Origin of the sequence: Compostimonas suwonensis, assembly GCF_002797855.1 — a bacterium.
GTDB classification, from domain to species: domain Bacteria; phylum Actinomycetota; class Actinomycetes; order Actinomycetales; family Microbacteriaceae; genus Compostimonas; species Compostimonas suwonensis.
In genome coordinates this window covers 726,920-742,248 of the sequence record NZ_PGFB01000001.1, presented here as the reverse complement: position 1 = coordinate 742,248, position 15,329 = coordinate 726,920, and the positions used below count along the sequence as shown (strand labels likewise).

The 15,329-nt window shown below is 67.8% G+C and carries 8 protein-coding genes; 3 read left to right on the top strand and 5 right to left on the bottom strand.

The window, feature by feature from the left end:
- Positions 1–7: 7 nt before the first annotated feature.
- The 4 genes from CLV54_RS03230 to CLV54_RS03215 form a co-directional block, all read right to left on the bottom strand.
- The gene (locus CLV54_RS03230; RefSeq protein ID WP_100343484.1) at positions 8–652 is read right to left on the bottom strand and encodes a hypothetical protein; all 645 of its coding nucleotides are present in this window, start codon (positions 650–652) and stop codon (positions 8–10) included.
- A 51-nt stretch (positions 653–703) separates the two neighbouring features.
- Positions 704–5,626, bottom strand: a complete 4,923-nt coding sequence (locus CLV54_RS03225) for an ExeM/NucH family extracellular endonuclease (protein ID WP_100343483.1) — start codon at positions 5,624–5,626, stop codon at positions 704–706.
- A gap of 191 nt (positions 5,627–5,817) precedes the next feature.
- Complete coding sequence (locus CLV54_RS03220) at positions 5,818–6,327, bottom strand: amino-acid N-acetyltransferase (RefSeq protein WP_100343482.1); 510 nt, start codon at positions 6,325–6,327, stop codon at positions 5,818–5,820.
- A 268-nt stretch (positions 6,328–6,595) separates the two neighbouring features.
- Complete coding sequence (locus CLV54_RS03215; protein ID WP_100343481.1) at positions 6,596–9,121, bottom strand: ATP-dependent Clp protease ATP-binding subunit; 2,526 nt, start codon at positions 9,119–9,121, stop codon at positions 6,596–6,598.
- A 197-nt stretch (positions 9,122–9,318) separates the two neighbouring features.
- On the opposite strand from CLV54_RS03215, the gene CLV54_RS03210 reads away from it, so the two are divergent.
- From CLV54_RS03210 to CLV54_RS03200, 3 genes are read left to right on the top strand one after another with little or no spacing between them, the layout of a single operon-like run.
- Complete coding sequence (locus tag CLV54_RS03210) at positions 9,319–9,972, top strand: hypothetical protein (protein WP_100343480.1); 654 nt, start codon at positions 9,319–9,321, stop codon at positions 9,970–9,972.
- Positions 9,972–10,202 carry a helix-turn-helix domain-containing protein gene (locus CLV54_RS03205; RefSeq protein ID WP_100343479.1) on the top strand — a complete coding sequence of 77 codons (231 nt, stop codon included), beginning with the start codon at positions 9,972–9,974 and terminating at the stop codon, positions 10,200–10,202. Before CLV54_RS03210 ends, CLV54_RS03205 begins: the two co-directional genes overlap by 1 nt.
- A gap of 10 nt (positions 10,203–10,212) precedes the next feature.
- The gene (locus CLV54_RS03200; RefSeq protein WP_100343478.1) at positions 10,213–11,199 is read left to right on the top strand and encodes a pirin family protein; all 987 of its coding nucleotides are present in this window, start codon (positions 10,213–10,215) and stop codon (positions 11,197–11,199) included.
- Positions 11,200–11,836: 637 nt separating this feature from the next.
- Here the strand turns inward: CLV54_RS03200 and CLV54_RS03195 are convergent.
- Positions 11,837–14,953, bottom strand: a complete 3,117-nt coding sequence (locus CLV54_RS03195) for a M14 family zinc carboxypeptidase (RefSeq protein ID WP_100343477.1) — start codon at positions 14,951–14,953, stop codon at positions 11,837–11,839.
- Positions 14,954–15,329 lie beyond the last annotated feature (376 nt).

The following is a 15,329-nucleotide window of genomic DNA, read 5'->3' as shown; positions in this document are numbered from 1 at the left end:
CGGGGCGTCAGTTGAGCAGGAACTGCTTCGCTTCGGGCGACTCGATGCCGCCGACGCTCGTGGTGAGGAAGTACGACGCTCCCCCGCCGGTCACCTGCTCGCGATCGGTCGCGTCACAGGTGTCGGCTGCGGACCGTGTGCGGTCCCACTGCACGGGAACGCTCGAGCTCAAGGTCTGACCCGGTTCGAGCGTCACCTCGGTGCTCACCGGGTCGGTCTGGCAGTCCGTCGACGTCCAGTACTGCTCATCGCCACTCGTGATGGTGAACACCTGCGCGGCCGTGCCGGCGTCGATCACACACGACACGGCACCCGAGTTGGTGATGCTCAGCGAGAGCTGCGGCAGCACACCCGGGTCGTAGCTGTCGGCATCCGTGATCGCGGCGACCTGCACGTTCGCCGGATCGCACGGTTCGCCGTCGACCTGCACGGCGTCCGTGGGGATGGAGGTGCTCGGCACCGGAGGATCGGTGGGCGTCGACGTCATCGTGGTCGTCGCGGCCGGTGTCGGAGAGCCGCCGCCCGAGCCCGGTCGCACGATGATCAGCACGACGATGACGATCACGGCCAGCAGTCCGAGCCCCACAACAATACGGCGGCGCCAGTAAACCTTACTCGGCTGGGGGCCGACGGGATTCTTGATCGTCGACATGACCCCAGGCTAGGTCAGGTTCACCGGCGCCGCCGGTATTGCCTCAGGCGTTTATTCGGATTGCACCCCGCCTGCCTTGCGGCGGCGCAGACCCAGGATGAGGGCCACGGCGCCGAGCAGCAGCAGGACGCCGCCACCGACGATCCACGGAACCACGTTCGCACCCGTCGAGGCGAGGCCCGAGGTCGGCGGCGGCGTCGAACCCGAGTCGGCGACGATCGTGATCGCCGTCCAGCCGATCACGCTTCCGTCGGCGGCCTGCACGACGAGGCGGTGCTCACCGGTGGGAACATCGGCGGGCAGGGTCACCGTGACCGTGCCTTCCGCGTTGACCTGGTGCCAGCCGAGGCTGATCGGGGTCGAACGGATCCACACCGACACCCACTCGCCGGCGTGCTCGGCGCCCACGGTCACCACAACCGTGTCGCCGGCCTTGTACTCGCGGTCCGGGATCGTGACCTGGTTCTCGAGCTCCGGAGTGATGGCCGACTCGTCAGCCGCCACCGGCTGCTCCTGCGGCTCGCCCGTCCCGGTTCCCGGGCCTGCGACGACGGTCAGCGGAATCCGCACGACCGTGCCCGACTCGGTCGCCGTGAGCACGAAGCCGGCCGAGCCGGCCGCATCCTCGGGAACCGTGACCGTGACCTGAGCGGAGCCTTCCGCCGACACGGCGACGGGAGCGAACTCCGCGTCGCTGCCCGGCCAGCTGATCGTCAGCTCGGTGTTGGCCGGGCTGCCGAGCGAGGTGAGGTTGAGCTTCGAGACGTCGACGGTCACCTGCGAACCGGTCTGCACCGACTCCGTCGGGATGCCGCTGACCGCGACCCCGCGGCGGTCGAACGACGGTGACAGCGGGCTGTTGTCGCCGATGTACTGCATCCAGGCGTCCCGGTCGATGAGACCGGAGTCCTTGGTGTCGGCTCCGTCGGCGAAGGTCCAGAAGTTGTCGCCGCCCTGCAGGAGGAAGTTGAACGACCCGATGCGGTACGAGGCCGCGAGGTCGATCGGCTGGCCGTCGATCGTGATCGAGGTGATCCGGTCGTCGCGCTCACGGGTCTCGTCGTACGTGTAGCTCACGTTGTCGGAGAGCCCCAGAGCCAGATACGGGCGGCTGGGCGTGGCGCCGTCCGCGTCGCGCTGCCACTGCTCTTCGAGCACCTGCTTGAACTGCGCACCGGTGAGGGTCGTGGTCCAGAGGTTGTTGACGAAGGGCAGCACGGCGTTCGCCTCGGCGAAGGTGATCGTGCCGTCGGGCTCGTAGCGCAGCTCGTCGCGCAGACCGCCGGGGTTCACCACGCCGATCTGAGCGCCACCACGCTCGTCGGAGCCGAGGGACGCGACGAGCGAGTCGGCGACGAGGTTGCCCAGCGTCGACTCGGATCCCCGGTCGTCGCGGAGGCCGCCCGTGTAGAACCCGTCGACGTAGCTGCCGCCGGCGAATGCGGTGGTGATGTCTTTCGACACCGACCCGACCGGCTGGCTGCCGACCTCGTCGGCCCGCTCCAGAGCGGCGTCGACGATCGTCTTCACGTCGGCGACCCGCGGGTAGGCGGCGACGAGCGCGTCATCGGCGTCTGTCGTGCGAGCCACGTTGCTGGCCGTGTGGGCGGTCACGTCACCCGTGGCCGGGTCGACCGTCAGCGTGATCTGGCCGATGTTCTCGCCGTAGTTGCCGGTCTGGACGATCGGACGGGTCTGACCCGTCACACCGGGGATCGGGCCCTCCCACGCGTACTGCTTGTGGGTGTGACCGGTGAAGATCGCATCGACATCGGCCGAGGTCTGCGTCGCGATCTTGGCGAAGGCCCCGCCTGCGGCGATCTCCTGCTCGAGGGTCGCGCCGTCCGGGATGCCCGCGCCCGCGCCCTCGTGGTACTCGGCCACGATGACATCGGCTTCGCCGTTCGCCTCGTCGCCGTCGGAGAGCTCGGCCGCGACGCGGTTGACCGCGTCGACCGGGTCGCCGAAGTCGAGGGTGCTCACACCGGCAGGGGACACGAGGGACGGGGTCTCCTGCGTGATCGCGCCGATGACGCCGACCGTGAGGCCGTCGACCTCGAAGGTCTCGTACTCCTGCAGAGCCGGGGTCTGGGTGCCCTTCTCGTAGACGTTCGCGCCGAGGTACGGGAAGTCCGCCTCGTCGCTGACCCGTCCGTCGAGGTCGGAGAAGCCCTGGTCGAACTCGTGGTTGCCCACCGCCGAGGCCTGGAGGCCGAGAGCGTTCAGCACATCGAGCGTCGGCTGGTCCTGCTGCGACGAGGAGGCGAAGAGCGAGGCGCCGATGTTGTCTCCGGCGGAGAGGAACAGCGTGTTCTCCTCGCCCGCGGCCGCACGCAGCTTCTCGACCGTGCCGGCGAACTTGACCGTGTTGGCATCGATACGACCGTGGAAGTCGTTGATGTTCAGCAGGTTGAGCTCGACCGGCGCGTTCGCGTCCTCAGTCTGCAGGCCGACGACGATCGGGTCGTGGTCGGAGGAGCGGAAGGGACCGGCGGCGTAGAGGTTCAGCGCGTTGTAGTTGTAGCGGCTGTACTCGAGGGCGACGGACTCGACCGAGTTGATGTTCCACACGTCGGTGCCGGTCACCATGGCGTCGGCCGACGGCGAGGCGAAGACGTAGTCGAGCGAGCCGATCGCGCCGTCGAAGGCGTAGGTCTCCTTGCCGCTCTTGGCGCCCTGGTTGATGTATCCGGCGCCTTCGACGACCGCGATCGGGTCTTCCTTGGCGTAGGAGTTGAAGTCGCCGACGAGGAAGACCCTGTCGGTTCCGGCTGCCGTCGCGAAGGAGCTGGCGAAGGCGACGAGAGCCGTGGCCTGGCGGGTGCGGTCGCCGTTGAAGGCGCCCGTGCCCGAGCCCGTGTCGGCGTTGTCGCCGGTGGCGGGCGGCGTGCTGTTGCCCTTCGACTTGAGGTGGTTCGAGACGACGACGAAGTCCTCGCCGGTCTCGACCGTCTCGAACTCCTGGGCCTGCGGCTCGCGGGCGTTGGTGAACGCGGGCGAGTCGGTCAGGATCTTCGCGTCGCCGACCGTCTTGATCGTGTCCTTCTTGTAGATGAAGGCCGTGCGGATGACGTCTTCATCGGCGGGCAGCACGGCGGGCGAGCGCACGTAGTCCCATGCCTCGCTGCCGAGGTCGGCGTTGAGGGCGTCGACGATGTTCGAGAGGGCGTCGTCGCGGTCCTTGCCGAACTTGAGCGAGTTCTCGATCTCCTCGAGGGAGACGACATCCGCTCCCAGGCCGTTGATCGCGTCGACGATCTTCGACTGCTGACGGAGGAAGCTCTCCTCGTTCGCCGCGCCGCGTGCGTCGCAGCCGCCGCTCACAGCGATGTGGTTGCCCTCACGATCGTTGTAGAAGGTGCAGCCGGGGATCTCGTCGCCCGTGGTGCTGAAGTAGTTCAGCACGTTGAAGGTCGCGAGACGGATGTCGCCGCCGACATCTGCCGGGTGATCCTGTCGGGTGTTCTCGAAGGTGGCCGGCTGGACGGTCGCGGCGTTGGCCGGGGTCAGCTCGGTCGTGGGCTGGAACTTCCACACGTTGTTGCGGTAGTCGAGCACGACGGGCTTCGTGAAGGTCACGGGAGCGCTGATGCGCACGGGGGCCGTCGTCGACAGGTAGGGAAGCGGCTTGCTCTTGTTGGCCGCGCTGTTGAAGTTGGTGCTCGCGCCGTCGTCGAGGACGACCCCGATCGCGGCGTTGCGCGCGATCGCGGCCAGGTAGTCGGCGGAGCCGACGGCACCCTTGACGGTCGGGTTGTAGAGCGGCGTCGTGTCGGCCGCGAGTCCGATCTCGCCGTAGAAGTTGGTGTCGTAGTTGTCGCTCACCGTGAAGGGGCCCTGGGGTGCGAGCAGCATGCCCTCGAGGGACTCGCGCTTGGCGGCATCCGCGGGGTAGCTCACCGTCGCGGGTGCGACCGGCGTGACCGTGCTCGCGTCGAGCTTCTCGAGACCGGCCGCCGAGGGGACGGTGAGCTCGGTGAGGCCGTTGAACTCGCTCACAGCGCCGGAGACCTCGACGTAGTCGCCGACGGCGACCTGCGAGACGGTGCTGGCGGAGTAGACGAAGACGGCGTCGGATGCGGTGTGCGCAGCCAGGTCGAGTGCGCCTCCCGTGCCCGGGGTCTGGATGTAGTAGCCGTTGAAGCCGCCGGTCGGGTACGCGGCGGTCACGAGACCGCGGGTCGTGACGGTCTGGCCGTTCTTGGCCGAGACGTCTTGCGTGCCCTGGAGCTCGGCGATCGTGATCACGTCGCCGGGTGCGTCGGTGGGCTCATCCGTCGGCTCGTCGGTGGGCTCGTCCGTGGGCTCGCCGCTGCCGCCGTCGCTCGCGGCGTTCTCGGGGGTCACCGTGGTCGTCGAGACGAAGTCGGCCGCGTTGTCGTCGCTGTCGGCGAAGTTCGTGCGGGTGAGGGAGTTCGGGGTGCCGTTCGGTCCGTCGACGGGCTTGACGGCGCCTTCGAAGGCGTTGGAGGCGCCGAAGCCGATGAGGTCGGCGATGTCGGCCTGGCCGGTCACCGAGCCCGTGCCGAAGGTGACGGCGCTCGTCGTCTTCGCGAGCACGAGCGTGCCCGTCGTGCCGGAGGGGTTGAGCGTGCCGCCGAGATCGAGGTCGGGGGTCGGGAGCGCGGCGCCCGTGGTGCCGTTGCCGTTGATCTGGAGCAGGAAGTGGCCGTCGGCTGCGACGGTTCCGCTGAGCGGCGCCACCCCGTTGATGGCCGTGCCGGTCGCGCTGCGGTACTGGAGCGACCATCCGCTCAGGTCGACCGCTGCGTCGCCCGGGTTGTAGAGCTCCACGAACTTCTTGTTGAACGGTGCGCCCGCGCTACCGCCCTTGGTGTACACCTCGTTGATGACGACACCCGTGCCGTCGGTGCTTGCCAGGGCCGGCATCACTGCGAGAGGCGCGGCCACGAGGCCCATCCCCACGAGCGCGGCGACGCCGAGTCTCCTTAGTCGTCGAACAGAATTCGTCATCGAAAAAACTCCCCAGTCGATTGAAACCACGTCTATTCAGCTAAGGCGCATGACGTGACATCGAGGAGTCTAAAAGGTTAATGGCACCCGAACGAGGGCCAAGTGCGAACCAAACACAACTTTGCTCATATGTGGGCCTGGGGCGGGGAGGTGATCCTCGGACGAGGGCGGACGAGCCGTGGGCACAGGCCTCAGGAGAGGTGCTTGAGCATGCGGGTGTTGCCGAGCGTGTTCGGTTTGACCCGGGAGAGGTCGAGGAACTCCGCGACGCCCTCGTCGGGCGAGCGCACCATCTCGGCGTAGACCTCCGGTGCGACGATCGACTCCGGGATCGGCTCGAAGCCGTGGCGCCCGAAGAACTGGGTCTCGAAGGTCAGGCAGAACAGGCGGCTGAGCCCGAGCTCCCGGGCGTCGGACTCGAGGCGGTCGAGAAGGGCGTGACCCACGCCCGTGCCGAGCCACGCATCGCCGACGGCGAGAGTGCGTACCTCGCCGAGATCCTCCCACAGAACGTGCAGGGCGCCGCAGCCGAGAAGCTCACCCGAGGGCAGCTCCGCGACCCGGAACTCCTGCACGGCCTCGTAGAAGACGACCGCGTCTTTGCCGAGCAGGATTCGTCGCTGCACGAGAGGCTCCACAAGCGCTTGGATGCGTGGGACGTCGCTCGTGCGCGCGCGGCGCACCTGGTATTCGGTCGGCATCCTTCCAGGGTAACCCCGGCTCTCGGATGCGACATCCACACCCTCCCTCCTCCGCCACCCCCTCACCCCTCACCCGTCACCCCTCAAAACGACGGAGAAACTGCCGGAAGTGGAGTCTTTCGCCTCAATCAGGGCCGTATTCGGCAAAAAGTCCGTCGTTGTGAGTACAGGTTTGAGAACAGGAGCTGGGGTGCAGGAGCTGGGGTGCAGGAACGACGAAGGGGCCGGTCCGAGAAGGACCGGCCCCTGTGAGGGTGCTCGAGGAGCGTTACTCGCCCGCGGCCGCGAGGTCGGGGGTGGCAGCTCCGGTGCCGAGTGCCGCACTGGCGTTGATGCCCACGCCCACGGCATCCGCCCGCTGCGTCGTCGTGAAGACGAACTCGCCGTCGATGAAGTCGACGTGCACGTGGTCGCCCGCGTTCAGGTCGCCGTGCAGGATGCGCTCGCTCAGTGCGTCTTCGATCTCGTGCTGCACCGCACGGCGCAGAGGCCGTGCGCCGAGCGCCGGGTCGAAGCCCACCTTGATGAGCTGCTCCTTCGCGGCGAGCTCGAGCTTGATCGTCATGTCGCGGTCGAGCAGGCGGTCCGAGAGCCGCTTGATGAACAGGTCGACGATCTGCAGGAGCTCGTCCTTGCTGAGCTGCGGGAACACGATCGTCTCGTCGACGCGGTTCAGGAACTCGGGCTTGAAGTGCTTCTTCAGCTCTTCGACGACCTTGCCCTTCATACGGCTGTAGCCGGTGGCGGTGTCGCCCTCGATCTGGAAGCCGACGGGACCGCCCGTGATGTCCTTCGTGCCGAGGTTGGTCGTCATGATGATCACGGTGTTCTTGAAGTCGACGACCCGGCCCTGGCCATCCGTCAGCCGGCCCTCCTCCAGGATCTGGAGGAGCGAGTTGAAGATGTCGGGGTGGGCCTTCTCGATCTCGTCGAAGAGCACGACGCTGAACGGCTTGCGGCGCACCTTCTCGGTGAGCTGGCCGCCCTCCTCGAATCCGACGAACCCGGGAGGGGCGCCGAACAGCCGCGAGACGGTGTGCTTCTCGCCGTACTCGCTCATGTCGAGCGCGATCATGGCGTCTTCGTCGTCGAACAGGAACTCGGCGAGCGCCTTGGCGAGCTCGGTCTTGCCGACGCCCGTGGGGCCGGCGAAGATGAACGAGCCGCTGGGGCGCTTCGGGTCTTTGAGGCCGGCACGCGTGCGGCGGATGGTCTTGGCCAGCACGGAGATGGCCTCCTCCTGCCCGATGACACGCTGGTGCAGGGCGCGCTCCATGAAGATGAGCCGCGAGGACTCCTCTTCGGTGAGCTTGAAGACCGGGATGCCGGTGGCCTGGGCCAGCACCTCGGCGATGAGTCCCTCATCGACCTCGGCCGTGGTCTTGACCTCTCCGGCCCTCCACTGCTTCTCGAGGCGCAGACGCTCGCCGAGGAGGTTCTTCTCCTCGTCGCGCAGGCCCGCGGCCTTCTCGAAGTCCTGCTCCTCGATCGCGGCCTCCTTGTTGACGCGCACGGCCTGGATCTTCTCGTCGAACTCCCGCAGCTCGGGCGGCGAGGAGAGGATCGAGAGGCGCAGGCGGGCGCCGGCCTCGTCGATCAGGTCGATGGCCTTGTCGGGCAGGAAGCGGTCGGCGACGTAGCGGTCGGCCAGGTTGGCCGCCGCGACGATCGCGCCGTCGGTGATCGACACCTTGTGGAACGCCTCGTACTTGTCGCGGAGCCCCTTGAGGATGTTGATCGTGTGGGGCAGCGTGGGCTCGTGCACCTGCACGGGCTGGAAACGGCGCTCGAGCGCGGCATCCTTCTCGAAGTGCTTGCGGTACTCGTCGAGCGTGGTCGCGCCGATCGTCTGCAGCTCGCCGCGCGCGAGGAGCGGCTTGAGGATGCTGGCCGCGTCGATCGCGCCCTCTGCGGCGCCCGCACCCACGAGGGTGTGGATCTCGTCGATGAAGGTGATGATGTCGCCGCGGGTGCGGATCTCTTTGGTGACCTTCTTCAGGCGCTCCTCGAAGTCGCCGCGGTAGCGGCTTCCGGCGATGAGCGAGCCGAGGTCGAGCGTGTAGAGCTGCTTGTCTTTGAGCGTCTCGGGCACGTCGCCCTTGACGATGGCCTGGGCGAGGCCCTCGACGACGGCGGTCTTGCCGACGCCGGGCTCGCCGATCAGCACGGGGTTGTTCTTGGAGCGGCGGGAGAGGATCTGCATGACCCGCTCCATCTCCTTCTCGCGGCCGATCACCGGGTCGAGCTTGTTGTCGCGCGCGGCCTGGGTGAGGTTGCGGCCGAACTGGTCGAGGATCTGCGAGCCCGCCTGCTGCCCGGCCTGCTCGTTGCCGCCCACGGCGACCTGCTCCTTGCCCTGGTAGCCGGAGAGCAGCTGGATGACCTGCTGGCGCACGCGGTTGAGGTCGGCGCCGAGCTTCACGAGGACCTGCGCTGCCACGCCTTCGCCCTCACGGATGAGGCCGAGCAGGATGTGCTCGGTTCCGATGTAGTTGTGGCCGAGCTGCAGAGCCTCGCGGAGGCTGAGCTCGAGCACCTTCTTGGCACGTGGCGTGAACGGGATGTGGCCGGTCGGCTGCTGCTGGCCCTGGCCGATGATGTCTTGCACCTGCTCGCGCACGGCATCAAGCGAAATACCCAGGGACTCGAGCGCCTTCGCGGCTACACCCTCACCCTCGTGGATGAGACCGAGCAGGATGTGCTCGGTTCCGATGTAGTTGTGGTTGAGCATCTTGGCCTCTTCTTGGGCCAAGACGACGACGCGGCGGGCACGGTCGGTAAATCTCTCGAACATCTTCACTCCTTGCGCGGTGCCGGGGCAGAGGTCGGCGCCGCTTACAAAGATGGTAACGACGGGAGGCCGGGTATACGTCCCCTGTTCGCCGTGGGCGTTACGGATGCCGCGGCCGCCCGCACGACGCAGGGTTGACTCCCGGCATCCGGAGTCGTAACTTAACGATATTCGTTAATATCGATAATCGTTAGGTTGCCATGTCCGTTCTGAGCCCCGCCGCCATCGCCCGCCGCGCACTCACGACCGTGGAGCGCGTGATCCTGAGAGCGATCATCATGCTCTCCGTGCTCTATCTCGCGCTCACCGTCACGGGAGCCTTCCTCTCGCTGAGGCAGAAGCTCGCCGACGACATCTGGACCTTCCAGCTGCCCGGCGGCTTCACCACCCCCTCCCTGCCCTTCCCCTCCACGGGCACGGCCGTCGTCGAGACCGCCTCGCGGTCGACGGACGTCTGGCTCACCGTCTCGCACGTGAGTCCCGCCGTCGCGTGGCTCGTCTCGCTGCAGAACGTGCTCGGCCTCCTCATGATCCTGGCCGTCGGGGGCTCGGTCGTCTTCCTGTGCCTGCGGGTGCTGCGGCGGCGCCCCTTCGTGCGGTCTATGACGATCATGCTCGCCGTCACCGCCTTCGCCCTCATCGTCTTCGGCTCGGGCGTCGAGCTCTTCAGCACCTGGGCGAACACGCTCGTCACCCAGGAGATCACGGGCGGCAGCACGACGACACCGCTCGGCACGGCCTACCGCTTCGACTTCCCCGGCACCTGGCTCACGATCGGCCTCGGCGTCGCGGCGGTCGCCTTCGCGTTCAACGTCGGCGAGAGGATGCAGCGCGACACCGAAGGGCTCGTGTAGTGCCGCACGCCGACGCGGACGCGGAGCTCAGCGGCATCCACTGCCGGCTCGACGAGCTGCTCGCCGAGCGGGGGATGACGCTCACACGGCTGAGCGGCCTCGTCGGCGTGAGCATCGTGAACCTCTCGGTGCTGAAGAACGACCGCGCACGCGCCATCCGCTTCTCGACCCTCGCGGCCATCTGCGAGGCGCTCGACTGCGAGGTGGGCGAGCTGCTCGTGCGGTCGTAGGATTCCCCTTGTGAGCAACCTCGAGAAACGGCCGGCGGAGACGGTCGTGCGCGCCGCCGCGCAGACGGATGCCGCGACCGGCGTCGAGATCCTGTTCCCCCGCGACGTGCCGCTCGGCGGCCCCCGCGCCATGAGCGTGCGCCGCACCCTGCCCCAGCGCGCCCGCTCCACGATCGGCGCCTGGTGCTTCATCGACCACTACGGCCCCGATCCCGTCGACCATGCCGGCGCGATGCAGGTTCCGCCGCACCCGCACACGGGCCTGCAGACGGTGAGCTGGCTGTTCGCGGGCGAGATCGAGCACCGCGACAGCGTCGGCAGCCACGCCATGGTGCGGCCCGGCGAGCTCAACCTCATGACGGCGGGGCGCGGCATCAGCCACTCCGAGGTGTCGACGGCCGCGACCACGAGCCTGCACGGGGCACAGCTGTGGGTCGCGCTGCCCGACGGCGCCCGCGACCACGAGCCGTTCTTCGAGCACCACGTTCCGCAGCCCGTGTGGTTCGAGGGGGCCACGGTGCGCGTCATCGTCGGCACGCTGCTCGGGGTCGGCTCGGCGGCATCCGCGTTCACGCCCCTCGTCGGCGCCCAGATCGACCTGCCCGCGGGCGCACGGATCGAGCTGCCCGTCGACGCGTCCTTCGAGCACGGGGTGCTCGCCGACACCGGGCGCGTGCGCGTCGAGGGCACCTGGGCGGAGCCCTCGCAGCTCGCCTACGTCGACACCGGCCGCTCCGTGCTGCGCCTCGAGGCCGAGACGGATGCGCCGGCGCGCGTGCTGCTCGTCGGCGGGGTCCCGTTCGGCGAGCAGATCGTCATGTGGTGGAACTTCATCGGCCGCAGCCACGAGGAGGTCGTCGAGTTCCGGCGGCAGTGGCAGGCCGAGGTCATCGCCGGCGAGGATCCGCACGGCCGATTCGGGGCGATCCCCTCGTACGACGGCTCGGCGCTGCCGGCGCCCGAGTTGCCGACGGTGCGGCTCAAGCCGCGCGCGTAGGGCGGGACTCCGGGCCTGGGCCTCGTCTTCCACCCCTCCCTTCTTCCCTTTTTCTTCCTTTTCCCTTTCTTCCTTCTTCCCCAGCATCCTTCCCCGTCACCCTTCCCTGTCCTCGACCCCTCCCTTTCCTCCCCGTCCTCGATTGACGCCATTTGGCTGTTCCGCCCATCCCACATCGGCCAAACTGTTCGCATCGAGGGACGATATGGCGCGAGTCGTACGTGAGGATGCGGGTACGGCACCTCGCACGTGACCGGCTCTCCATTCCTCCGCCGCGAGACGGACGCGTACTCCACTTGCGTCAAAACGTCCATCGACATCCGCCATTTGGCCGTTGTGGATGTCGGATACGAACCATTTGGCGTGTGTCGATGAGCGGCCTCGTGGATGAGACGACCGAACGATGGCAGGCCTGGATCTAGGGGGTGGAGACGAAAAAGGATGCGTCCATTTGCGCGATATGGCCCGACGACCTACGCCGAAGTGCCGTTCAGCATTCTCGACAACGGCCATTTGGGCGTTATCGAGGATGGGCGAGGATGAGGATGGGCGAGGATGAGGCACACGAGGCGAGGACACACGAGGGCGGTGCCGGCGCGAGAGACTCGCACCGGCACCGCCCTCGTGGCGTCAGACCCTAGCCGCGCGAGGCGGGGCGGGCCCTCCTCGATCGCATGACGATCACGACAGCCGCGCCCGAGAGCAGCAGCAGAACCGCGAGGGTGACCATGCCGCCGGCCTGGAAGCCGGTCGAGGCGAGGCCCGCGGGCGCCGTGATCTCGATCTCAGCCCAGCCGATGAGCGCGCCCTCGGCGTCGAGCACCGCGAGCTTGTGGTGCCCCGTCGTGGTGTCGCTCGGGATCGTGACCCCGAACGTGCCCGACGCGCTCACCGCGTGCTCGCCCAGCGTGGCGGGCGTCGAGTAGAGCCAGGCCGAAACCTCGTCACCCGCGTGATCCGCTCCGACGGTGACCGTGACGGATGTGCCGGCAGCGGTCTTCGACGGAGACACCGTCACGCCCGCCTTCGCCGCATCCGTGAGCTCCGACTCGTCGACCGGGGTCACGGCTCCGCCGGTGGGCGGGGTCGTCGGCTCGTCGGTCGGCTCGGTCGTGGGCTCCTCCGTGGGCTCTTCCGTCGGCTCCTCGGTCGGCTCGGCGGTGGGAGTCGGAGTCGTGATGACCGGCTCCGTGACCTCGGCGCCCTCCGGACCGACCCAGAAGAGGCTCCGGGCGATCTGGCTGAAGCCGCCGATCGGGTGCGCGCGGTAGTTCGGCGAGGTGCCGAACATCACGACCTTGCTGCCGGTCGCCGCCTCGGCGGAGACGATCGACGCCTGGCCCGCGGCATCCGTGTACGAACGCCCCTCCGAGCTCACCCAGTGGCCCGAGACGAAGGTGTCCTCGCTCGCGTAGCGCTGCTCGACCGTGGCGTTCTCACCGAGACCGGTGTACCAGACGGCCGGGTAGACGAAGGCCGAGTCCTGCTCGTACGGCCCGAAGAGGCCGTCGTCGGGCGTGTCGACCGACACGATGCCGTTCGATCCGCTCGTGCCGCTCGTGGCCGTGGCGGTGACGAGGCCGAAGGTCGAGGCGAAGCCGGAGATGGCCGTGCCCTTGCCCGCGACACCCCTGCCCGTCGCCAGGTAGGCGGTGACCTTGTCTTTGCCGGCCTGCTGCTGGCCGTTGAAGTTGAGGCTCGCCCCCAGCCACAGCACGTCGATCGTGCTGAGGTCGACCGTGCCGGCCGTGATCGTCGCACTCGTGACCTGCACGAGGTCGTCGAAGCCGAGCTTGGTGAGGGACACGCGCTCGTCCTGCGTGCCGCTGTAGCCGATCGTCAGGTCGTCGAGCCCGCGGGCCTCCTCCTCGAGCAGACGGGTTCCGTCGCTCGCCTCGAACTGCACTCCGTACGCCTGCGCGACGGCGGCGGCAGCGTCGTGGCCCTCAGGGCCGACGATGATCGAGCCGTCGTCGAACGTCGACACCGCGATGTCGTTCTCGAGCAGGTAGTTCACGGCCTGGTACTCCGAGACGCCTTCGAGCTCGAGCTCGAGGTAGCTGCCCGCTGCGGGGACGGTGCCCGTGGGGGCGGTCTCCTTCACGACCTCGGTCGCGACCGCGAGGGCCGGGTCGGTGGTGCTGCCGACGGCGTCGACCGTCGCGCCCCAGAGCAGGCCCGGGCTCCATGCCGAGATGTCGTACATGTCGGGCACGCGCTCCGAGATGTCCGTTCCGTTCGCGAGGAAGACGTTCGCCATCCCGCGCAGCGGCTGGTGCATGTCGACGAGGTACGAGCCGGCGGGGTACGTCGTGCCGTTCGCCGTGTAGGGCGCCGTCGTCTTCTTCACCTCGACGCCGTTCGCGAGCAGCTGGTCGACGAGCGCGATCGCGTCGGTGTCCGAGCGCTGACCCTCGCCCATGGGCAGGACGTAGGCGCGCGGGAACTCGGCGTTGTAGATGTCGGTCTCGTCCCAGATCTCGGTCCATTCGGTCGGGCCGGGGAAGTCCCCCGCCTCGACGTCGGCCGGGATGGAGCGCTGCGGCTCACCCGCCGAGCCGCGGCGGAAGATCTCGATCTGGTTGTCGAGGGCGGGAGCCGTGTTCTCGACCACGTAGTCGACGGCCGACTTGATGACGACCCCGGCGACCTGGACGTCGACAGCGGAGTTGGCCTTGTTCGTCTCGACGACGCTGCTGCGGCCGAGCGGGAGCTCCACGGTGTTCGTGATGGCGCCCTGGTAGGCGACGTACTGCGGCGTGAAGATCGGGGGCCAGTCATCCCATCCCGCGCGGATGTCGCGATAGGGGATCAAGACCTTCCCGGTGTTCTCGAGCGTCGGGTTGCCGTTCTCGTCCTGGTAGGTGTTGCCCGGGATGTTCGCCTCGACGACGGCCTTCTCCATGGCGAGCGCCGCGTCGTAGGCGTACGGCAGGAAGAGGTCGTACTCGTAGTTCTCACCGTGCGGCGGGCCGCAGGGCTCGATCTGCAGGATGCCGGTGTACCCGTGCAGGTCGAAGAAGAACGTCGGCTGGATCATCGCCGACAGGTCGCGGATGATCGTCGACTCCGGGGTCGCCCCCGTGATCATGTCGCGGTTGATGTCGAAGCCCGAGTCGGAGGGACGCTGACCCGCGACACGGCCGTCGGGGTTGTTCGTCACCGTGAAGTACAGGCGGTAGTTGGCGAGCAGCTCCGCTGTCTCCGGCGAGGTGTCCTTGGCGAGGAAGTCGATGTAGTTGAGGGTCGCGTCGGTGCCCTCCCACTCGTTGCCGTGGATGTTGCCGTTGAACCAGATCGGCATCTTGTAGCCCGCCTTGAGAGCGGTGTCGGTCGCGGCGGCGGCGGAGTCGTGCTTGATCTTGTCGCGCCAGGCGAGCTGCTGGGCGGTCTGCTCCGGCGTCTCACGGGCGGTGACGGTCACGAGGTAGATGTCTTTGCCCCCGGCCGACTGGCCGACGACCTGGGCCGAGACCCGGTTGCTGTAGTCCATGAGGCTGTTGATCTTGGGGGCGATCTCGTCGTAGGGGATCGCGCCGCGGTTGATCGAGGCGTCGTTGGGGTTGTCGGGCACGACGGGCAGGTCGTGCTGCACGGGGTAGCTCGTGGGCGGGGTGATCGTCGTCGAGATCGGTACGACGACCGGCGGTGCGGACGGATTCTCTGCCGAGAATGCCACGTCGGCGCCGAGCGTGAGAGTTGCCGCCGACAGGACGGTGACTCCGATGCCCGCAAGGACGCGTTTGAACGTCATGGTTCTCCATTCGATGGGACTAACGAACTGGTACGAGTGCTTCCGGCCACGATCGGGGGTGTCGAGCGTCGCCCCGGCATCAGGGGGTCAGGATGCCGCAAGTGTACAATTGTGCGTAGGAAACAGTTTGCACGCAATCGCATGGCGATATTCGTCTGAATTCGCAAAAATAATGCGTACTTCACAATTTCCATGCGCGATTATTGCGCGAGAATTTTAGGCCGGGCACGCCAGAACGGCGCCCTCTGCGTGTAGCTCGGCCGAGCGCCGGGTGCCTTCTCCAGTGAAAACGCTATGCGTCGCATGTTACGCACATGTGTCGCCCCGCGAAAGAACTCGTTATTCCTCGTTCTTATGAATCGACTGACAACGGGGA